The 21065-nt window shown below is 65.3% G+C and carries 20 protein-coding genes; 9 read left to right on the forward strand and 11 right to left on the reverse strand.

Going from position 1 to position 21065, the window contains the following annotated elements; all coding sequences use genetic code 11:
* Positions 1-31: 31 nt before the first annotated feature.
* Genes QF092_RS09110 through QF092_RS09125 form a run of 4 tightly spaced genes read left to right on the forward strand, consistent with a single transcriptional unit; the run spans position 32 to position 3992 of the window.
* Positions 32-565, forward strand: a complete 534-nt coding sequence (locus tag QF092_RS09110; RefSeq protein WP_281469602.1) for a TRAP transporter small permease — start codon at positions 32-34, stop codon at positions 563-565.
* Positions 565-1881, forward strand: a complete 1317-nt coding sequence (locus QF092_RS09115; RefSeq protein WP_281469604.1) for a TRAP transporter large permease — start codon at positions 565-567, stop codon at positions 1879-1881. The genes QF092_RS09110 and QF092_RS09115 overlap by 1 nt, the downstream gene beginning before the upstream one ends.
* 36 nt (positions 1882-1917) lie before the next feature.
* A complete protein-coding gene (hisD, locus tag QF092_RS09120) occupies positions 1918-3228 on the forward strand; it encodes a histidinol dehydrogenase (protein WP_281469606.1) in 1311 nt (436 codons plus the stop codon).
* On the forward strand, positions 3225-3992 hold the full coding sequence (locus QF092_RS09125) for an SDR family NAD(P)-dependent oxidoreductase (RefSeq protein WP_281469608.1): 768 nt from the start codon (positions 3225-3227) through the stop codon (positions 3990-3992). The genes hisD and QF092_RS09125 overlap by 4 nt, the downstream gene beginning before the upstream one ends.
* Positions 3993-4013: 21 nt before the next feature.
* Here the strand turns inward: QF092_RS09125 and QF092_RS09130 are convergent, their stop codons facing one another.
* The 4 genes from QF092_RS09130 to QF092_RS09145 form a co-directional block, all read right to left on the reverse strand.
* On the reverse strand, positions 4014-6398 hold the full coding sequence (locus tag QF092_RS09130) for a xanthine dehydrogenase family protein molybdopterin-binding subunit (protein WP_281469609.1): 2385 nt from the start codon (positions 6396-6398) through the stop codon (positions 4014-4016).
* Positions 6395-6862 (reverse strand): (2Fe-2S)-binding protein, encoded by a 468-nt coding sequence (locus QF092_RS09135; RefSeq protein WP_474198319.1) that lies wholly within the window; start codon positions 6860-6862, stop codon positions 6395-6397. Before QF092_RS09135 ends, QF092_RS09130 begins: the two co-directional genes overlap by 4 nt.
* Positions 6863-6867: 5 nt before the next feature.
* Complete coding sequence (locus QF092_RS09140; RefSeq protein WP_281469613.1) at positions 6868-7719, reverse strand: FAD binding domain-containing protein; 852 nt, start codon at positions 7717-7719, stop codon at positions 6868-6870.
* A 146-nt stretch (positions 7720-7865) separates the two neighbouring features.
* Positions 7866-8507: a TetR/AcrR family transcriptional regulator gene (locus tag QF092_RS09145; RefSeq protein WP_281469615.1), complete on the reverse strand. Its 642-nt coding sequence runs from the start codon at positions 8505-8507 to the stop codon at positions 7866-7868.
* Positions 8508-8666: 159 nt separating this feature from the next.
* Between QF092_RS09145 and QF092_RS09150 the strand changes: the two genes are divergently transcribed.
* Both QF092_RS09150 and QF092_RS09155 read left to right on the forward strand, forming a co-directional pair.
* Entirely contained in the window at positions 8667-9623 is a 957-nt protein-coding gene (locus QF092_RS09150) for a cyclase family protein (RefSeq protein WP_281469617.1), read from the forward strand.
* Positions 9620-10264, forward strand: coding sequence for a glutathione S-transferase family protein (locus QF092_RS09155; RefSeq protein ID WP_281469619.1), 645 nt, complete (start codon positions 9620-9622; stop codon positions 10262-10264). The genes QF092_RS09150 and QF092_RS09155 overlap by 4 nt, the downstream gene beginning before the upstream one ends.
* A 44-nt stretch (positions 10265-10308) precedes the next feature.
* Here QF092_RS09155 and QF092_RS09160 read toward each other — a convergent pair whose 3' ends face one another.
* Entirely contained in the window at positions 10309-11502 is a 1194-nt protein-coding gene (locus tag QF092_RS09160; protein WP_281469620.1) for an FAD binding domain-containing protein, read from the reverse strand.
* A gap of 92 nt (positions 11503-11594) precedes the next feature.
* Between QF092_RS09160 and QF092_RS09165 the strand changes: the two genes are divergently transcribed.
* A complete protein-coding gene (locus QF092_RS09165) occupies positions 11595-11996 on the forward strand; it encodes a cupin domain-containing protein (protein ID WP_281469622.1) in 402 nt (133 codons plus the stop codon).
* 217 nt (positions 11997-12213) lie between these two features.
* On the opposite strand, the gene QF092_RS09170 is transcribed toward QF092_RS09165, so the two are convergent.
* From QF092_RS09170 to QF092_RS09185, 4 genes are all read right to left on the reverse strand, one after another.
* Entirely contained in the window at positions 12214-13731 is a 1518-nt protein-coding gene (locus tag QF092_RS09170) for a tripartite tricarboxylate transporter permease (RefSeq protein ID WP_281469624.1), read from the reverse strand.
* 1 nt (position 13732) lies between these two features.
* Complete coding sequence (locus QF092_RS09175; RefSeq protein WP_281469626.1) at positions 13733-14221, reverse strand: tripartite tricarboxylate transporter TctB family protein; 489 nt, start codon at positions 14219-14221, stop codon at positions 13733-13735.
* Positions 14218-15162: a Bug family tripartite tricarboxylate transporter substrate binding protein gene (locus tag QF092_RS09180; protein ID WP_281469628.1), complete on the reverse strand. Its 945-nt coding sequence runs from the start codon at positions 15160-15162 to the stop codon at positions 14218-14220. Before QF092_RS09180 ends, QF092_RS09175 begins: the two co-directional genes overlap by 4 nt.
* 116 nt (positions 15163-15278) lie before the next feature.
* Positions 15279-16340 carry an ABC transporter substrate-binding protein gene (locus QF092_RS09185; protein ID WP_281469630.1) on the reverse strand — a complete coding sequence of 354 codons (1062 nt, stop codon included), beginning with the start codon at positions 16338-16340 and terminating at the stop codon, positions 15279-15281.
* Positions 16341-16417: 77 nt separating this feature from the next.
* Here QF092_RS09185 and QF092_RS09190 point away from each other — a divergent pair, with 77 nt between their 5' ends.
* A complete protein-coding gene (locus QF092_RS09190; protein ID WP_281469632.1) occupies positions 16418-17092 on the forward strand; it encodes a response regulator transcription factor in 675 nt (224 codons plus the stop codon).
* Complete coding sequence (locus QF092_RS09195) at positions 17089-18477, forward strand: sensor histidine kinase (protein ID WP_281469634.1); 1389 nt, start codon at positions 17089-17091, stop codon at positions 18475-18477. The genes QF092_RS09190 and QF092_RS09195 overlap by 4 nt, the downstream gene beginning before the upstream one ends.
* On the opposite strand, the gene QF092_RS09200 is transcribed toward QF092_RS09195, so the two are convergent.
* Positions 18474-19133 carry an exopolysaccharide biosynthesis protein gene (locus tag QF092_RS09200; RefSeq protein WP_281469636.1) on the reverse strand — a complete coding sequence of 220 codons (660 nt, stop codon included), beginning with the start codon at positions 19131-19133 and terminating at the stop codon, positions 18474-18476. The genes QF092_RS09195 and QF092_RS09200 overlap by 4 nt on opposite strands.
* Positions 19134-19232: 99 nt before the next feature.
* Positions 19233-20945 carry an adenine deaminase gene (ade, locus tag QF092_RS09205; protein WP_281469638.1) on the reverse strand — a complete coding sequence of 571 codons (1713 nt, stop codon included), beginning with the start codon at positions 20943-20945 and terminating at the stop codon, positions 19233-19235.
* Positions 20946-21065: the final 120 nt, after the last annotated feature.

A 21065-nucleotide genomic window follows, 5' to 3' on the forward strand; every position in this document is an offset into this window, starting at 1 on the left:
TGCGCTTTGCGGCAGGGTCGGGGAGGGATCCATGAACGCGAATATCACCCTCGCAAGGGGGCTTCATATCCTGTCCTGCTTCTGGATCCTCGCGCTGGCGGTCACCGTCTGCGCTGACGCGCTAGGCCGCGGGCTTTTCAATGCCCCCGTGCCGGGGACGAAAGAAATCCTGCAAAATTCGGTGGTTGCGATCACCTTCCTGCAATTGCCTCTGGCCGTTTATTCCGGCTCCATGCTGCGCACGCCGATCCTTGTCGGGCTCTTGCCGCCCGTCCTGCGCCGCCTGATGCGCGTCCTCGCGTGCCTCCTTGGGGCCGCGATCTTTGCCGCCCTTGTGGCCTCAAGCTGGCCGGAATTCCAAACCGCCTATCGCATCGGTGAATATGAAGGCGAAGGGGCCTTGCGCGTTCCAACATGGCCCGTGCGCGGCATCATCCTGGTCCTCTCGGCCCTGACGGTGATCGCCTATCTCTGGATGATCGCGCTCGATCTTGCTGGTCGGCTGATGAATGACGAAGAAGCACCGGGCGCCATCCGCGGCTCCGAACGCGGGGGGGATGCCTGATGGGCGGCGATATCGTTCTGTGGATGCTCGGCCTCCTGATCCTTCTGATCCTCGGCGGCTTTCATATCGCCATCGCGCTGGCGGCCTGCTCGGTTCTTGGCGTCTGGCTGATGCTCGGCAATCTCGACATCGCGCTGTCGATCCTTGGGCTGACGGCCTATGAGGCGATCCGCAAGGATATCTTCGCCGTCATTCCGCTATTCGTCCTGATGGGCGATTTCATCTCGCGCTCAGGCGCGGCGGGCGACCTCTATCGCATCTGCGACCGCGCCCTGCGCCGCTTGCCCGGACGGCTTGCCATCGCCACCATCGCGGGCAACACGATCTTCGCCGCCGTGACGGGCGTCTCCATCGCCGCCGCCGCCGCCTTCTCGCGCATCGCTTATCCCGAAATGCGCAAGGCGGGCTACAAGCAGACCTTCTCGCTTGGCGTCGTCGCTGGGTCCGCCTGCCTTGGCATGCTGATCCCGCCCTCCGTCCTTCTGATCGTCTGGGCCATCCTGACGGAAATGAGCGTGGGCGCCCTCTTCGTTGCGGGCATCGTGCCGGGCCTTTTGCTGGCCGCCCTCTTCGCGGCCTATGTCATCATCTCTGCCTACCGCAACCCAACCATCGCCCCCCGCTTTGACGCCCCCCTCGTCCCCGCCACAAAGGCCGAGGCGCGGTCGGAACTGATCGGCGGCTTGGGCATCCTTGGCCTTGTCCTTCTCGTCATCGGGGGCATCTGGACCGGGGCCTTCACCCCGACCGAGGCCGCCGCCTTCGGCGCCGTCGGCGCCCTGATCATCGGCTTCATCAAGGGCATGCGCCGCAAGGAATTCATGGATTCGCTGTTCCAAGCAGGCCGCACCACCGCGCCGATCATGATCCTTCTCATCACCGCGCAGATGTATTCCCGCCTCCTCGCCATGGGCGGCGGGGTCAACTATATCCAAGGCCTTTTCCTTGGGGCCGATCTTGCCCCCTACATGATCCTCCTCCTCATGGCGCTGATCTGGCTGGTGCTGGGGATGCTGATCGACTCCGTCTCGATCATCCTTCTCACCGTGCCGATCTTTGCCCCCTTGGCCATGGGCATGGGGATCGACCCGCTGGCCTTCGCCATTTTCGGCATCCTTGTCATCGAAGCCGGGCTTCTGACCCCACCCTTCGGCATCCTCGTCTACACCGTCCGCGGGTCGGTCGCCGACCCTTCGGCCACGCTGTCGAAGATCTTCGCAGGCTCCACCCCCTATTTCCTGCTGATCCTGCTGGCGGCCTTCCTCGTCCTTACGATCCCGCAACTCGCCAATTGGCTGCCCCGCGTCATGCTCTGACGCGGGCCGCCCAAGGACCATGCGAAAGACCAACCCATGACCATCACCTATCTCAAACGTGGCAAACCCGCCGATCAACGCGCCGAAGATGATGCCGCCGTCCGCGCCACCGTCGAAACCGTGCTGGCCGATATCGAACAGCGCGGCGACGCCGCCATCCGCGACCTTTCCGCCAAGTTCGACAAATACAGCCCCCCCTCCTTCCGCCTGACCCCCTCGGAAATCGAGGCCGCGATCCAGAAAGTCGCCCCCCGCGATATGGAGGATATCCGCTTCGCCCAAACCCAGATCCGCACCTTCGCCCAAGCCCAGCGCGCCGCGCTCAAGGATATCGAGGTTGAAACCCTCCCCGGCGTGATCCTCGGCCATCGCAACATCCCCGTGCAATCGGTGGGCTGCTACGTGCCGGGGGGCAAGTTTCCCATGGTCGCCTCCGCCCATATGTCCGTCCTGACAGCCTCTGTCGCGGGCGTGCCGCGCATCATCGCCTCGGCCCCGCCGGTGAAGGGCGAACCCCACCCCGCCATCGTCGCCGCCATGCATTTGGGCGGCGCGCATGAGATTTACGTCTTGGGTGGCATGCAGGCCGTCGGTGCCATGGCGATCGGCACCGAAACCATCAAGCCTGTCGATATGCTCGTCGGCCCCGGCAACGCCTATGTGGCCGAAGCCAAACGCCAACTCTTTGGCCGCGTCGGCATCGACCTTTTTGCAGGGCCCACCGAAACCATGGTCATCGCCGATGACACCGTGGATGCCGAACTTTGCGCCACCGACCTTCTGGGTCAGGCCGAACACGGCTACAACTCCCCCGCCGTCCTGATCACCAATTCCCGCAAACTGGCCGAAGGCACGATGGCCGAAATCGACCGCCTTCTGAAAATCCTGCCCACGTCGGAAACTGCATCGGCAAGCTGGCGTGACTATGGCGAAGTCGTCCTCTGCGACACGTACGAAGAAATGCTGTCCGAGGCCAATTTCATCGCCTCCGAACATGTGCAGGTGATGACGGATCGCGACGACTGGTTCCTCGACCACATGCACAGCTATGGCGCGTTGTTCCTCGGCCCCCGCACCAATGTCGCCAATGGCGACAAGGTGATCGGCACCAACCACACCTTGCCGACGAAAAAGGCAGGCCGCTACACAGGCGGGCTTTGGGTCGGCAAGTTCCTGAAAACCCACAGCTATCAAAAGGTTCTCACGGATGAGGCGGCGGCCATGATCGGCGCCTATGGCTCGCGCCTCTGCATGCTCGAAGGCTTTGTCGGCCATGCCGAACAATGCAACATCCGTGTCCGCCGCTACGGCGGGCGCAACGTGCCCTATGGGGCGGCGGCGGAATGACCGCGCTTCCCCGCACCCCGTCCTTCCGCCTTGATGGACGCCGCGCGCTGGTCACCGGGGCCTCGTCCGGCATCGGCCTTGCCGCCGCCGCCGCACTGGCCGAGGCGGGCGCGCATGTCCACCTCGTCGCCCGCCGCCCCGCCGAACTGGAAACCCTCCGCGACGCGCTCCGTGCCAGCGGCGCGCAGGCGGATGCGACCGCACTCGACATCACCGACCTTGCCGCCACCGCCGCGATGGTGGCCGCGCATGGCCCCTTCGACATCCTCGTGAATTCCGCAGGCCTGGCCCGCCATGCCCCGGCGCTGGACACCACGCCCGAAGATTACGACGCCGCCATGAACCTCAACCTCCGCGCGGCCTATTTCCTGACGCGCGAGGTGGCGCGCGGCCTGATCGCCGCCGGAAAACCCGGCAGCCTGATCAACATCAGCAGCCAGATGGGCCATGTCGGCGGCCCCGACCGCGCCGTCTATTGCGCCAACAAGCACGCGCTGGAAGGCATGACCAAGGCCATGGCGCTGGAATGGGCGGCGCATGGCATCCGCGTCAACACGCTCTGCCCCACCTTCATCCGCACGCCCTTGGCCGAACAGACGCTGAAAAACCCCGAACGCAAGGCTTGGATTCTCTCCAAGATCAAGCTTGGTCGGGTCGGAGAGGTCGAGGATCTGATGGGCCCCATCACTTTCCTCGCCTCAGACGCTGCCGCATTGATCACCGGGACGCACCTGATCGTCGATGGCGGCTGGACGGCGGAATAAACCGCCGCCGCCAAAGGGCGATCAATCCGCCACCACCCCCAGCGCGCGCAGCACCCGCTCTGGCGTGATCGGCATCTGCCAAACGCTTGTCCCCAAAGGTTCCAGCGCGTCATTCACCGCGTTCAGAATGGCCCCCGGTGCGCCGCCCGTCCCTGCCTCGCCCGCGCCCTTCGCGCCAAGGAAGGATGTCTTGGTGGGCGTTTCCACATGCGCCACCACGATATCGGGCATCTCGGCCGCCATCGGCACCAGGTAATCCGCCATCGTCGTGTTCAAAAGCTGGCCCTGATCGTCGTAAAGGCATTCCTCGTACAGCGCCCCGCCGATCCCCTGCACCACGCCGCCGCGCACCTGTTCATCCACCAGCATGGGGTTGATGACGCGCCCGCAATCCTCCACCGCCCAAAAGCCCAGCACCTTGGTAAAGCCCGTCTCGGTATCCACCTCGACATAGGCCGCCATCGCCCCATTGGTGAAGACAAAGGGCATGTCTGACACCCGGTAATGCCGCGTGGCGATCAGTTCGGGCTTCAGGTCGGCGGGCAGCTCATTCCCCCGGTAATAGACCGTGCGCGCCAGATCGGCCAAACCCATCCGCTCCGCCCCGGTCGCCGCATCCACGATGCGGCCCTCGCGGATGTCCAACGTCTCCACCCCTGCCTGCAACATCACCCCTGCCACGGCCAGCACCTGCTCCTTCAACGCCTGCGCCGCCAGAAGCATCGCCTCACCGCCGATCCCCGCCCCGCGCGACGCCCAAGTGCCGCCGCCATAAGGTACCGTCGCGGTATCCCCCGTCGTCACCTTGACCCGCCCGATATCGACGCCGAACACCCCCGCCGCGATCTGGGCAAGGATGGCATTCGTCCCCTGCCCCTGCTCGGTCACCGAGGATGAGATATGCAACGCCCCCCCGGCATCCAGCCGCACCGTCGCCCCGTCCTGGCTGGCAATCGCCGCACCGCCCACGCCATAGAACATGGGCGACGGGTTCGTCACCTCCACCATCGACAGGATACCGATCCCCCGATGCACCCCCCGCGCCCGCGCCGCCGCCTGATCGGCCCGCAGGGCATCGTATCCCATCACCTCCACCAGCTTGGCCAAGGTCTTCTGATGCGACAGATCATCCAGCTTCATCCCCGAAGCCGAGGTCGTCGGATAATCCCCATCCGGGATCAGGTTCCGCTGCCGGATCGTCACCGGGTCCATGCCCAAGGCCCGCGCGGCATCGTCCAAAAGCCCATCCGCCACCGCCATCGCGATGGGATGGCCCACCGCGCGGTATTGGCACATCATGTTCTTGTTCTGGAACACCACCCGCCCCCGCGCGCGATAGGCCTCCATCCGATAGGGCGCCCCGGTCAGGTTCAACACCTGATTGCATTCGATAGCCGAGGTGCGCGGATACATCGAAAACGGCCCGATCCCCGTCAGGTCATCAATCTCCAGCCCCGCAATCCGCCCATCGGGATGCACCCCGATCCGCCCCGTCACCACATGGTCGCGGGCATGGATATCGGTCTGGAAACTCTCCATCCGGTCCGCCACGAATTTCACCGGACGACGCAGCAGTTTCGCCGCCGCGCCCACCGCGATCTCATCGCCATAGGTGTGGATCTTGATCCCGAAACTGCCCCCCACATCGTTCGAGATGACGCGGATATCCTCCTCCGCCATCCCCAGATGGCGCGACAGGATCACCTGCATCATATGCGGGGCCTGCCCCGAATAATGCATGGTCAGCCGTCCCTCGCCGGGGTCATAGTCCATCACCGTCGCGCGCGGCTCCAGCGTCACGCCCGTATGGCGGCCAAAGCGGAACGTCCGCTCCACCACCCGCACGCCGGGTTGGGCCATGGCGGCGGCCATGTCCCCCACCTCCACCCGCCGCTCCCAAGCCAGATTAGACCCGAACTCCGGATGGATCACGGGGGCATCCGGCGACAGCGCCTCTTCCATCCGCACCGCGGCGGGGATCGGCTCATAATCCGCCTCGATCCGCTCCACCGCATCCTCGGCCTCTGCCCGGCTGGCCGCGACCACCATCGCCACAGGCTCCCCCTGCCAGCGCACCACATCCACCGCCATCGCAGGCTGCGGCGGCGACCGCAGCCCCGCCAGATGCGTCAGAACCCCCACCCAAGGCGTCACATGCGCCGCCATCTCGGCCCCGGTCCAGACCGCCACCACCCCCGGCATGGCCCGTGCCTCGGTGACATCCAGCGAAACGATCCGCGCATGCGCATGCGGGCTGCGCAGAAAGGCCGCATGCACCATCCGCGGCAATTGGATGTCATCGACAAACCGCCCGCGCCCCTGCAACAGCCGCGCCGCATCCGCCCGTGGCTCCGCCTTCCCGATATAGCGGTTCGGACGGTCAAAGATCGTTGCAGGCCCCGTCATGCCGCATCCCCCCCGATCACATCGCACACCGCCTCGACAATCGCCTGATAGCCGGTGCAGCGGCAGTAATTCCCCGACAGATGCGCCCGTATCGCCGCCCGATCCGGCCCCCCGCCGCCTTCGATATATTCAAGGGCCGAGGCGATCATCCCCGGCGTGCAGAACCCGCATTGCAACGCATTGCGTGCCGTGAAGGCCGCCGCCAGCGCCGCCGACCGCCCGCTATCCGCCAGCCCCTCCACCGTCACCACCTCGCAGCCTTCCGCCTGCACCGCCAGCATCAGGCAGCCCCGCACCGTCACCCCATCCACAAGGATCGTGCAGGCCCCGCAGACCCCATGCTCGCAACCCGCATGGCTGCCCGTCAGCCCCAGATCGTTGCGCAGGAAATCGAGAAGATTCCGCCGCACGGGCACATCGGCCCGCACCTCTTCGCCATTCACCCGGCAGGTCAGCCGCGCCATCCCTGTCATGCCACAGCCTCCGCCCATGCCCGCCTTATCGCCACGCCTGCCAGATGCCGCCGCATCGGGGCCGAGGCATGGATGTCCCCCGCAAAGTCAATCTCGGCCAGCGCCGCCACCGCCCGGTCCAGCGCCGTGCCATCGCCCAGCGCCGCGCCCCGCAAAGCGACCTCGGCCCCTGTCGCGCGGATCGCCCGATCCGCCACCCCAAACAGCGCGATGCGCGCTTCCGCCACCCGTGCGCCCTCCATCGTCACGGCCACTGCCGCCCCGGCCAGTGCGAAATCCCCATGCCGCCGCCCGATCTCGTGGAAACCGAACCGCATTTCCCCGGCCTTCGGCACTTCCAGCGCCACGATCAACTCACCCGGCCCCCGCGCGGTCTCGTAATGGCCAAGGAAGAAATCGCCCGCCGCCACCCGCCGCTCTCCCGTCAGCGATCGCAGCACCACCACCCCCTCCAAGGCCAGCAGAACCGCAGGCACCTCTGCCGCCGGATCGGCCAGCGCAACCGACCCGCCAATCGTGCCCCGATTGCGGATCGCCGGATGCGCAATCTCAGGCAGCGCGCGCGCCAGAAGCGGCACCTCCTTGGCAATCTCTTCCGACGCCATCAGGTCCGACCAGCGCGTCATCGCCCCGATCACCAGATGCCCACCTCCATCACAGATGCCCCGCAGCTCGGCCAAGGCCCCCAGATCGATCAGACGCTCGGGCATCGCCACCCGGAAATTCATCATGGGCATCAGGCTCTGGCCCCCGGCCAAGGGCATCGCCCCGCCCTCGCCTGCGGCCAATGCCTGCAAAGCATCCTCGATCCGCCCCGGTCGCAGATATCCGAACTCCGCAGCCTTCATGCGCCCCCCCGTTACGGTGGCCCGCGCAACCCTCCCGCCACGCCGACCCCGCCCTTGTTTATCGATCTATAACTTAACCGCCGAACAGCATCTGGCAAGCCCGTTTCCATCCCCGGAAACGCGCCAACCCTCGACCTTTTCGGAAATCAGCCCCGCTTCAGCGCCAGCCCATGCAGAAAGGCCGCCACCGCATCCGCGATCACCTGCCGCTTGTCGGCGGAAACGCAGCTTTCATAGATCAGATCGCGCACGCCGTAATAGAAGATACCGCCATGCATGACCCAAGCGAACTCCACCTCGTCATCGCGCGGCACGGCCTCTGGCAATCCCGCCTCTGCCCGCGCCTCGATCACGATTGGCTCTAGGATGCGATGCCGGACAAGCTGCATGTAGCGGCGGTTGATATCCACGCCCTTCAGCCCGGAAAACAGATAGATGCGCATCCATTCCCGGTTAAAGATCACATCGGTATAAGCGTTGTAGAATTCGTTCAGCCGATCCGCCAAAGGCCGCGACCGATCCCCGATCAGGGTCGCCCATTCCGGCTGCCAGCGGTTCACATAGACCGTCTCATAGACTTCGTGGATCAGGTCTTCCTTGCTTGGGAAATAGCGATAAAGCAGCGGCTGCGTCACCCCCAGCCGCTTGGCCAACCCACGCGTCGAACTTTCAAAGCCCTCTTCGGCAAAGAATTCCACCGCTCGCGTGACAAACTCGCGCCGCCGCTCGTCCGAAGGCAAACGCCGCCTGCGCGGCTTTTCCGCCCCCTCAGGCCGTTCATCCTTCATCGCGCACCCCTTCCGCACAGGGCCAACTTCGCCGCCCGTTATCGATTGATAACAAATTCCGCCCTAGGGCGGCAAGTTTCCCCACCGCAGACCTATTGACGCGCCTTCCGTTTTATTTTTCAGTCGATAAATAACGCAGGGCGCAAGGGGGAGGGTCCGATGGCGAAATACACCCGCGACGATATCTACAAGGCCGCGAAAGAGCTGTCGAATTGGGGCCGCTGGGGGGCGGATGACCAGATCGGCACGCTGAACAATGTCAGCCCCGAAGACGTGGTCCGCGCCGCTGGCCTGATCCGCAAGGGCAAGACCTTCGCCCTTGGCCTGAACCTGAAGGAAAAGATCCAGTCCGGCCTTTTCGGCGGGCGCTGGAACATGATCCACCAGATGCTCGCCACCGGGACCGATGCCGTGATCGGCGCGCAGGACGGGGACGGCAAGAAATACCTCCGCTACGCCGATGACGCGATCAACCTGCCCTGTCAGGGATCGACGCAATGGGACGCGCTCTGCCACATCTTCCTCGATGACAAGATGTATAACGGCTACCCCGCCACCGACGTGACCGTGGCAGGTGCCGCCCGCCTTGGCATCGAACATGTCCGCGACAAGATGGTCGGTCGCGGCGTCCTTCTCGACATCGCGCGCTGGAAGGGACTCGACAGCCTTCCCGACGGCTATCCCGTCACCAATGCCGACCTTGACGGCTGCGCCGCCGCGCAGGGCGTGGAAATCCGCAAGGGCGATTTCGTCATCATCCGCACCGGTCATCAGGAACGCTGCCTCGCCGCCGCCGACTGGACGGGCTACGCGGGCGGCGATGCCCCCGGCCTTGCCTTTGAAACCGCCTACTGGATTCGTCAGCACGACATCGCCGCGATCTGCGCCGATACCTGGGGCTGCGAAGTCCGCCCCAACGAATGCGACGAGGCGAACCAGCCTTGGCACTGGGTCGTCATCCCCGCCATCGGCATTTCCATGGGCGAGATTTTCTACGTCAAGGAATTGGCAGAAGACTGCGCTGCCGATGGGGTCTATGAATTCTTCTTCACCGCCCCGCCGCTCCACATCCCCGGCGCGGCAGGCTCCCCCATCAATCCACAGGCAATCAAATGACATTCATCCTCTGGGGCCGCGCCAGCTCGGCCAATGTGCAAAAGGCGCTCTGGGCGCTGGCCGAATTGGGCTTGCCTTACGAACACCGCATCGTGGGGGGCCGCTATGGTGGCACCGACGGCGCGGAATTCACCGCCCTCACCCCCACCCGCAAGGTGCCCGTCCTGCAAGACGGCCCCCTCGCCATCTGGGACAGCCATGCCATCCTGCGCCACTTGGGCCTGTGGCACGCGCCCAAGGACCATGCCCTGCACCTTGGCACGCCCGCCGCGATGGCCGCCTCCGATTCATGGCTCGACTTCACCTCGACCGTGCTGCAACCGCCCTTCATCCGGCTGTTCTGGCAACTGGTCCGCACCCCTGCCGATCAGCAAAGCGCCGCCGCACAAGAGGCCGCCAAGAAGGACATCGCCGCCGCCCTCACCGAACTCGCGCGCGGGATCGATGATGACGGGCGGCTGGCCGGGGCCGATTTCAGCATGGCCGACATCGCGCCCGGCAGCCTGATGTATCGCCTGAACGACCTCGCCCCCGAGGTGATCGCCGCCAACCCCAAAGTCGCCGCATGGGTCGCACGCCTTCAGGTGCGCCCCCACTGGCAGGCCCATGTCGCCACCAGCTACGAAGAACTGCGCGTGTAACGAACCGGGCCGGGGGGGCCGCCTCCGGCCCCCCCGCACCCCCCCTATTCCACCATCACCGCCGTATCGCGCATGATCTCCTCCTGATGGCGGTTGTTCGCACCATCCGCATTCCCCCCCGGCGGATCATCAAACAGATAAGCCCCCAGCCGCCGTGACCGCGACCATGCCTTCTCGGCCTCGGGCACCCGTTCCGCCGAATAGGCCGCCAGCGCCGCCGCCACATCCCCCGCCCCAGCCAGATGCCGCGCCAAGGCCAGCGCATCGCAAGCAGCCTTCGTCACCCCCATCCCCACATGGGGCCGTGCCACGCAGGCCGCATCCCCCGTCAGCGCCACCCGCCCCTCAGCCATCACGGGCGAGACATGGTCATAGATCGGCGTGAAAAAGGGGCGCTCGGCCACCCGCAAGATCTCTACAAAAGGCCGCGCCAGCCGCGCCTCTGCATCAGCCATCATCGCCGACACGACATCCTCCCGCACCAGTGGCGGCGGGATTGACACGGAATGCAGCACGCCCTCCCCATCCGTCAGCATGTCACGCAAGGCGCGCGGCTCTACCGGCACATACCAGACGAAATTGTACCGCCGATGCCCCGGTCGCAGGTCATTCTCCGGCCCCGCGATGGGATAGCCGATGAACTCCCCCCCCGTTGGCAGGTGAAACCCGAAATGCGGGAACACCTCCTCGCGCACCTGCACGGGCAAGTCCGCCTCATGGGCCAAGGTCCGCCAGACCACATAGCCGGAATAGACGGGCTGTACTTCAGGCAGCATCTGCCCCCGGATCGCCGACCTGAACCCATCCGCCCCCACCAGCACATCGCCCCGCGCCGCACGCCCATCGGCAAAGTGCAGCGTCACGCCATCCGCATCCTGCGCATAACCCGCCACCGCCCGGCCCATATGATGCGTCCCCTCCGGCATCAGCGCCCGCAAACCCCGGTGAATGCGATCCCATGAGGTCACCACCTGCGGCAGGCGCAACCGCCCCACCTCGCGGCCCGCCAAATCCCATGTCACCCGATCCTCGACCGCCACGCCCAGATCGGCCACATCCACACCCACCGCCCGAAGCGCCGCCACCAGCACGTCATGCGTCACGATCCCAGCGCCGCGCCCCGAAAGCTCCACCCCCGTGCGCTCGAACACCTCAACCTGCCAGCCCGCGCGCCGCAGGGCCGCCGCCGCGAACAGCCCGCCAATCGACCCGCCGCAGACCAGCGCCTTCCCCGTCATGCCACCGCTCCCTTTCCTCTGGCCACCCTCTATTTATCGCACTATAAATAAGAAGAGCCAGACGAAGAAGCAATCTCGAAGCGGAGGATGCGATGACGCCCCACACCCCAGCGCAAGATTTTTCCGGCCCCCATTGGACGCCCGAATTGCTGACCGAACTGGAACAGGGCCGCAGCAATGGTCGCGTAGGCTCCCGCATCGTGTCGGAAAGCGACCGGGTCCGCGTCTGGCTGATCGAATTGCAACCGGGCGAACGCCTGCCCTTCCACACCCATGTGCAGGACTATTTCTGGACGGCCACCACACCAGGCCGCGCCCGGTCACGCTATGCCGACGGACGGGTGGCCGAGGTCACCTATGATCTGGGCGACACCCGCCATTTCAGCTTTGGCAAGGGCGAGTCGATGACCCATGATCTGGAAAATATCGGCGACAGCGTGCTGTGCTTCACCACGGTGGAATTCTTCGGCAGCGCGAACCCGCCCCTGCTCTGATCCCTTTCCCCAGAGAAAGGAAAACCCGCCATCGGGCGGGATGCTCTATGTGCGCCAGCGCACGGTTAACCATGCCGCCAACCGATTTCACGCAAAAATCGGTATGAACACTTTGCTGCACAAAACCCGGCACAAAACAGGGCACAGCCGTTGTCGGCCAAATCCCTGAAAAGGCGGCGGAAAACGGTTACCTTAACCGTTTTCCGCCGCCCCCGCTTCAGTCCTCGGCAGCGCCGACCTGCGCCAGCACATCGCCCCGCCCCCGCGCCCGCAGGATCATCGGCACGATCAAGGCCACCGCCGCCAGCGCCAACAGCCCCGCCGCGATGGGCGATTGCACCAAGGTCATCGGGTCCCCCTGCGAAATCGCCAGCGCCCGCCGCAACTGCTGCTCGGCCATCGGGCCAAGGATCAACCCCACCACCACCGGCGCGATGGGATAGCCGTAAAGCCGCATCAGGTATCCCAGCGTCCCGAAGAGAACGAGCATGGTCAGCTCCACAGGCGACGGATTCACCCCCAGCGTGCCCAGCGTCGCAAAGACAAGGATCCCGCCGTAAAGCCATGGCTGCGGGATCTTCAACAGCAAGATCCAGAACCGGATCAGCGGCAGATTCAGCACCAAAAGCATGACGTTAGCCACCAGAAGCGACGCGATCAGCCCCCAGACAAGGTCCGGCGCCGTGGCAAACAGCAAAGGCCCCGGCTGCAGCCCGAACTGCTGGAACCCCGCCAACATGATCGCCGCTGTCGCCGTCGTTGGCAGGCCCAAAGTCAGCAGCGGCACCAGCGTCCCAGCAGCGGCGGCATTGTTCGCAGCCTCCGGCCCGGCCACCCCCTCAATCGCGCCCTTTCCAAACTCTTCCGGGTGCTTGGTCAGGTTCCGCTCTGTCGCATAAGACAGGAAGGACGCGATATCCGCCCCTCCCGCAGGCATCGATCCAATGGGAAAGCCGATCCCCGTGCCACGCAACCAGGCCTTCCACGACCGCCGCCAATCCTCGGCGGTCATCTTCACCCGCCCCTTGATTGCCAGAACCGCCCCGTCATTCCCCGGCCCCTGCGCCGCCACGAACAAGGCCTCACCCAAGGCAAACATCGCCACCGCCAGCGTCGTCACCTCAATCCCGTCCAAGAGTTGCGGCACCCCAAAGGCCAGCCGCGTCTGCCCGGTCAATTGGTCGATGCCCACCATGGCCAGCGCCAAGCCTATGAAAAGAGACACCAATCCTTTCAAGGCACTTTCCCCGAAGGCGGCCGACACGGTGACGAAAGCCAGCACCATCAGCGCGAAATACTCCCTCGGCCCGAAGATCAACGCCAGCTTCACAACATGCGGCGCAAGAAAGGCCAAGAGCAGCGTGGCGATCAATCCAGCCACAAAAGACCCAATCGCGGCAGTGGCCAGCGCAGGCCCGCCCCGCCCGGCCCGGGCCATCTTGTTGCCCTCCAGCGCCGTGATGACCGACGCACTTTCGCCCGGCGTGTTCAGCAGGATCGATGTCGTCGACCCCCCATACATCCCGCCATAATAGATGCCCGCGAACATGATCAGCGACCCAGCCGCATCCAGCCCATAGGTCACCGGCAGCAGCAGCGCCACCGTCAGCGCAGGCCCGATTCCCGGCAGCACGCCCACGGCTGTGCCCAGCGTCACCCCGATCAGCGCATAAAGCAGCATCATCGGTTCGAACGCGGTGCCAAGCCCCTGAAGAAGAAAGGAAAACGTATCCATCTCAGCGCCCGAATATCGCCATCTCGATCGGCCCGCCCGGCAGGTTCAACTGCAACAGGACGTCGAAAGCAGCGTAGATGACAAAGCCAAGGACAAGGCCCGAAGGGATAGCGATATGGAACCGCCGCTCGCCAAAGGCCGCCGCCGCGCAGGTGAACAGGATCGTCGATCCAAGGATGAAACCGATCGTGTGGATCGTGGCAACCATCGCCGCCATCCCGCCCAACAGCCAGATCAGCGGCACCGGATGTTGTTTTGGCCGCGCAGGCCCCGGATTGCGCCAACCTTCGATCCCCGTGCCAATCCCCAGCAAAACAAGGACCGCCCCGATCAGTTTGGGCACATCACCCGCCCCGACACCGGAATATCCCGCCCGTGCCGGCACGCGCGCGCCGTCCCAGATCAGCAGCAGCCCAAGCCCCACCAAGGCCGCCGCAATAACGAACGCCGCCCCGTCGGGGCGGCGTCCCTTGGCACCTTGCGGTGTCATTGCACCAGACCGATGTCCTTGAGGACAGCCGTCGTCGCTTCGATTTCCTTGGCAAGCTGCGCCTCGAAATCGGCACCGGCCAGATAGGTGTCAGCCCAGCCTTTCGTCGCCAGCGCCTGCTGCCAACCCGCGGATTTCGCAAGCTTTTCGATATCAGCTTGCACCTGCGCCTTCTGCTCGTCGCTCAGGCCCGGCGCGGCGGCGACCATGCGCCAGTTCTGCACCACCACGTCATAGCCCGCCTCGGCCAGCGTCGGCGCATCCACGCCCTCGATCCGCGCATCCGACGACACGGCCAGAAGGCGCATCGTGCCCGCCTCAACCTGCGGCAGGAACTCGCCCAGACCCGACACACCCGCCGTCACCTGATTGCCAAGGATGGCCGCCGTCGCCTCGCCACCGCCCGAGAAGGCGATATAGTTGATCTTGGTCGGATCAATGCCCGCCGCCTTGGCCAGAAGGCCCACGGTGATATGGTCCACACCACCCGCCGACCCACCGGCCCAGCTTACCGCACCCGGATCGGCAACCATGGCATCGACCAACCCCTTGATATCCTGAATGGGCGAGGCCGCCGGAACCACGATCGCCACCGCTTCACCCGTCAGCCGTGCAACCGGCGTGACATCGGCCAGCGACACCGGCGAGGCATTGGTCAGGATCGCCCCCACCATCACATAACCACCGACGATCAACTGCGACGCATCACCCGACGCGCTCGCCACGAATTGCGCAAGGCCCACCGTGCCACCCGCGCCGGGGACGTTCGTCACCTGAACCGACCCGGAAATGCCTTCCGCCTGCATCACTTCCTGCATGGTGCGCGCGGTGGAATCCCACCCGCCGCCGGGGCTGGCCGGGGCCATGATCGTGTAATCATTGGCAAAAGCCGGCATCGCCAGCGCAGCAGCAACCATCGCGCCAAAAAGGGCGTGTTTCATCTGGATTATCCTCCCTTGTCCCGGGTCAGGCCCGGGATGATTCCCTTGGTGGGCACCTCCTCGTGCCTCCCAAGCGTCAGGCAATCACAGAAACCTGTCATCAACCTGACACGGGTCTAGCGCCCCGTCAGCGCCGCCTCCCACCGTGCCAACAACCGCCGCCGCTTGGCCTGATCCAGATAGACCAGCAAACCGGGGCTAACGCCCACCGGCTGCAACTGCGCCCCCAGCACTGCCTGCATCATCCGCGCGCTGTTGGCATCCGACACTTCCAAGGAAACCGCAGGCAGCCGCAGCTTGCGCGCCAGAACCTCCTGCCCCTCCCGGCTCATCAGAAAGCCAAGGAAAGCCTCGCCCAGATCGGGATTGCGCGCGGCCTTCGGCACCAGCGCCACGCGCGACACAACCACCGTGTAGTCCTTCAGCAGCACCAGCCCGATCTCTGGCCGCTGCCGCGCCTGATCGGCGGCGTATGATCCAAGGATGTTGTAGCCGATCTTCAACCGCCCATCGGCCACCCGGTCGATAATGTCCTGACTGGTGGGGAAAACCTCCAACCCCGCCCGCGCCATGGCCCCGACCAGCGTCCAGATATCGGCAAACCGCTCTTCATCCCGCGCAAGGAACAGATAGCCCAGCGCCGACCGCGTGATGTCATAGGTCCCCACCGCGCCCCCGCCCCCCGCAGGCTGCGCCTTAAGCCAAGCCATCAACGCCAACCGCGATTGCGGTGGCCCATCCGGAAAGCTCGGTCGATGATAGACCAGCACCGCAGGTTCAAAGGTCAGGGCATAGGCCCGGTCCTGCCATTTCGCCCAATCCGGCCAATCCCGCGCCGCCTCTGGCTGCACCGACAGGGCATAACCGTCATTGGCAAGGCTCATCTGCAAATCCATGCCGGACGAAAAGACGAAATCTGCCGTCACACCCGGCCCGTCCGTCTCATCCCGCACACGGTCGCGGATCTGGCCTGTCAGCAAATCCTCATAGCGCACCGCCACGTCGGGGTAGGCCTCTTGAAAGGCCGTGACCATCGGTGCGGCCAGCCCTTCATCCAGCGTGGAATAGATCGTCAACTCCCGCGCCGGCGTCCCAGATGGCGCCTCGAAAAGGAAAACTTCCCCCCGCGCGGGCCACGCGAAGGCCAAGGCCAACAGGATAGGCACGATCCCCCTCATGGCGCACAGCTTGCCCGAACCCGCCCCAGTTCACAACGCCGCCATTCCCCCCTACTCTCCCTCGCCAGAGGGACACCATGCGCATCATGCTTGTCGAAGATGACCGCCCACTGGCCGAGGCGCTGACCACGCTTCTCGTCACGGCGGGCTATGCCGTCGATACCGTCCATGACGGCGCCTCGGCCGAGGCGCTCGGGGCGGCAGAACGCTTCGATCTTGTGATCCTCGACCTGAACCTGCCGGAAATGGATGGGCTTTCGGTCCTGCGCGCCCTGCGCGGGCGCTCCGATGATGCCGCCGTGATGATCCTGACGGCGCGCGGCGCGCCCGAAGACCGCGTGCGCGGCCTGAACCTTGGGGCAGATGACTATCTCACCAAACCCTTCGACGTGGCAGAGTTCGAGGCGCGGGTCCGCTCGCTCCTGCGCCGTCAGGCGGGCCTGCGCACCTCTAGCCTGACCTTGGGCGATGTGACCCTCGACCTCATCTCCCGCCGCTTCTTTACACCCGACGGCCCCATCGACCTGCCCGCCCGCGAACTTGCCCTGTGCGAGCTTCTCTTCACCCGGGCGGGCAAGGTGGTCAGCAAGGAAACCATCGTCCAATCCCTCACCTCGCTGGACGACTCACTGTCCGATAATGCCATCGAACAATACATCTCCCGCCTGCGCCGCCGCCTTGCGCCGCATGGCGTGACCCTGCGCACCGCGCGCGGCATCGGCTATTACATCGACAAGGGCCCCGGCGCATGACGGCCCTTCCCGTCTTTGTCCGTGGATCGCTGCGCCGCCGCCTGCTGGGCTGGCTGCTGGTGTCCACCCTCCTTCTCGGCCTCATCGCCCTTGCCGATACATGGGCCGAGGCACGCCGCACCGCGCAGGGCGTATCGGACCGCGTCCTTGCCGGCTCCACCCTCGCCATCGCCGAACGGGTCAGCGTCGATCTGTCGGGCGTGATCGAGGTCGACATCCCCTATTCCGCGCTCGACATGCTTGCCTCAGCGGCCGAGGATCAGGTCTTCTACCGCGTCGACGGTCCCGACGGGTTCCTGACGGGTTATGACGGCCTCGCTCTCGCCCCGCGCCCTGATGGGGCAGATACCGGCTTTGCCGATGGGGCCATTGGCGACACGCGCCTACGCATTGCCACCCGCTACGGGCAGGTGTCCACGGGCGAAGATGTCCTGCCCTTTTCGGTCACCGTGGCCGAATCCACCCGCGCCCGCGATGCACTGGCGCAGACGATCCTCGTCCGCTCTGCCCTGCGCCTGACGGGCCTTGCCGCCGGGGCCGCGCTAATCGTTTGGATCATCGTGACCATCACGCTGCGGCCTTTGGACCGCCTTGCCCGCACCCTTGCCGCGCGTGCGCCCGATGACCTCAGCCCGCTAGAAGCCGACATCCCCTCCGAAGTCGCAGGTCCAATCGAGGCGATGAACAGCTTCATGGCCCGCCTCGACGGCGCCGTGGCCGCGCTGCGCAACTTCACCGGCAATGCTGGCCACCAGCTGCGCACCCCCCTCGCCACCGTCCGCGCCCAGCTTGCCCTTATCGCGCGCGGCGGCCCCGAAGGCCGCGACGGCATCGCCAAGGCGGAAGGCGCGCTGATCCGCGCCGAACGGGTGCTGGCGCAACTCCTGATGCTTGCCCGGATCGATGCCACCGCCGCCCGCCGCGCGCTGCCCGCAACCGACATCGCCGCTATCGCCCGCACCACCACCGCCGAGGCGATCCCCGAAGCCACCCGCTTCGGCCATGATCTGGGCTATGAAGGCGATGACCACCTCATCGCCCGCGCCGATCCCGTCCTGTGCGCCGAACTTTTGACCAACCTCGTCGACAACGCCATCCGCTATGCAGGCCCCCGCGCCACGATCACTGTCCGCGCCCGCCACACCAGCCAAGGCCCGGTGCTGGAGGTAGAGGATGACGGCCCCGGCCTTCCCCCCGACGCCATCCCCCGCCTGATCGCGCGGCAAGACCTGCGCGCCGATGCCAGCCAAGGCACCCATGGCCTAGGCCTTGCCGTTGTGGCCGAAATCGCGCGTCTGTTTGGTGCCGCGCTTGATTTCGCCCCGGCAACCTCTGGTAAGGGCCATGTCATCCGCTGCCGCTTCCCGCAGCCCGACGCCGATTAGAACGCGTTCAAGATCAGGAAAAGCGCCGCCTTCGCCAGGGCCCAGACCACGCCAGACACGATCACCATAGACAAAACGCCCACGACGACCCCGATCATCACCCACAGCCCGTCCCGCTCCAGCACGCCCAGCGCCATCAACGAAATCGCCAAGGCGGGCAGCATATTGCCAAGCGGGATGGGCATGGCCAGCACGATGGCCAGCACAAGGCAGAGGCCACCGATGATCCGTTCCCCGGTGGCCGAGGTGATGAACAAAAGCCGCGGCTTGAGCAGCCGCTCGGCCCGTGCGAGCAGCGGCGTCACCCGCCCGACAAAGGAATTGAAATCCGACCGCGTCATTGACCGATCCGCGATGATCGCAGGCAGCCATGGCAATTTGCCCAGCATCATCTGCGCCGTCAGGTAAAGAAGCGGCAGCCCAAGGATCGACGATGTCCCCGGCGGCGTCGGCACCACATTCGGCAACGCGAACAAAAGGATAAGCGCCGCCACCGCCCGCGCATCCATGGCGCGCATCAGGTCGGAAACCGAAACCCTCTCGCGCCGCTCATCCGCCCCGATGGCATCAAGGATCTGCGAAAACCGCTTTTTCCCTTCGGGCTGCGGCCCTTCGATCCCGCGAAAGCGCTTGGCGATTTTGCGTCCCCGGCCCATCGCAGGTGATCCCTCTTAGCTTCCCGCCCAAACTCGGCATTCCCATCGGGGGATGCAACCCCATGAAACCGACCTGACGAACACAAATCCGCGCAGCCCCTAGGGGATCACCTCAAAGCGGTCCACATCCACCATCCCGTGATCGGTAATCTTCAGATGCGGGATCACAGGCAGCGCCAGAAAGGCCAATTGCAGAAAGGGTTCCTCCAGCAGCACGCCCAACCCCGCCGCCGCCGCCCGCAACGCAACCAGACGCTCGCGCACCACCTCGAAGGGCTCCAGACTCATCAAACCCGCCACGGGCAGCGCCAGTTCCGCCAGCACACGGCCCCCCTCGACCACCACAAATCCCCCCTCGATCTCGCCCAATCGGTTCGCCGCCAAGGCCATGTCGGCATAATCCGCCCCAACCACTGCAATATTGTGATGATCATGGCAGACGGTCGATGCGATGGCCCCCCGTTGCAACCCAAACCCCTGCACGAATCCCGTTGCGCGGTTCCCGTTTTTCCCATGCCGTTCGATCACCGCGATGCGGATCAGATCGCGCGTCAGATCGGGCCGCTTGTCACCATCCACCGGGGCGATATCAAAGGTCAGATGTTCGGTGATGATCTTGCCCGGCAGGATGCCGATCACCGGCGTCTCCACCCGGTTGCCGCCACAGCGAAAATGATGCGCCTCCACCCTCGGCGCTTTCACCGAATGCCGCGCCACCGGCGGGATCTCGGCACGGGCGGCAAAGGCCGCCTCCGTCACCTCTACCCCGCCCGCGAACACCATCGCCGCATGGCACCCCTCAAGCGAGTCCAGAACCGCGATATCCGCCCGCTTCCCCGGCGCAATCAGCCCCCGGTCCTTCAACCCAAAAGCCTCGGCCGCCGACAGGCTTGCCGCCCGATACACCGCCAAAGGGTGCGCCCCCAAACCAATCGCCGTGCGGATCATGTGATCCAGATGCCCATGCTCGGCGATATCCAACGGGTTCCGGTCATCCGTGCAAAGGCATAGATATGGCGCGAACCGCTCCACCAGCAGGGGCGCCAGCGCGTGCAAATCCTTGGAAACCGATCCTTCACGGATCAGAACCCGCATCCCCTTGCGCAACTTTTCCAGCGCTTCTTCGGCGGATGTCGCCTCATGCTCCGTCCGTATCCCTGCCGCGATATAGCCGTTCAGGTCATTGCCGCGCAAAAGCGGCGCATGCCCGTCGATGTGCCGCCCCTGCCAAGCCTCCAGCTTCGCCATGCAGCCCGCATCCTGCATCAGGACACCGGGGAAATTCATGAACTCCGCCAGCCCGATCCCGCGCGGATGATCCATCAGCGGGATCAGGTCCGCTGCCTCCAGCCGCGCGCCTGCCGTTTCCATATGCGTCGATGGCACGCAGGACGACAGCTGCACCCTGATATCCATCAGCGTCCGCCCGGACGCCTCAAGGAAATAGCCGATCCCTTCCAGCCCACAGACATTGGCAATCTCATGCGGGTCACAGATCGCCGTGGTCACCCCGCGCGGGGTCACACAGCGGTCAAACTCGAACGGCGTGACGAGAGAGCTTTCAATATGCAGATGCGTGTCGATGAACCCCGGCACCAGCACTTTCCCTCCCACATCGACAACACGTTTCCCCTCATAGGACCCGTACACACCCACGATCGTATCGCCACAGATGGCGACATCGGTTTCCACCAAATCCCCGGTGATCAGGTCGAACACCCGCCCCCCGCGCAGCACCAGATCGGCAGGCACCTGCCCACGCCCCTGCGCGATACGGTCGGAAAGGGCGGCTTTGGGGGAAATCTGCGGCATGATAAAACTCCTTTGCCCCCAGCAAAGCCGAAGGCCCCGCCCCCGTCCAGCCCCCAGTCTTGCCCCCCCAGTTTTGCGCCCCAGTCTTGCGCGCCCAGTCTTGCGCCCCGGGCGCCGAAC

This window comes from Fuscovulum ytuae, assembly GCF_029953595.1.
Lineage (GTDB): Bacteria > Pseudomonadota > Alphaproteobacteria > Rhodobacterales > Rhodobacteraceae > Paragemmobacter > Paragemmobacter ytuae.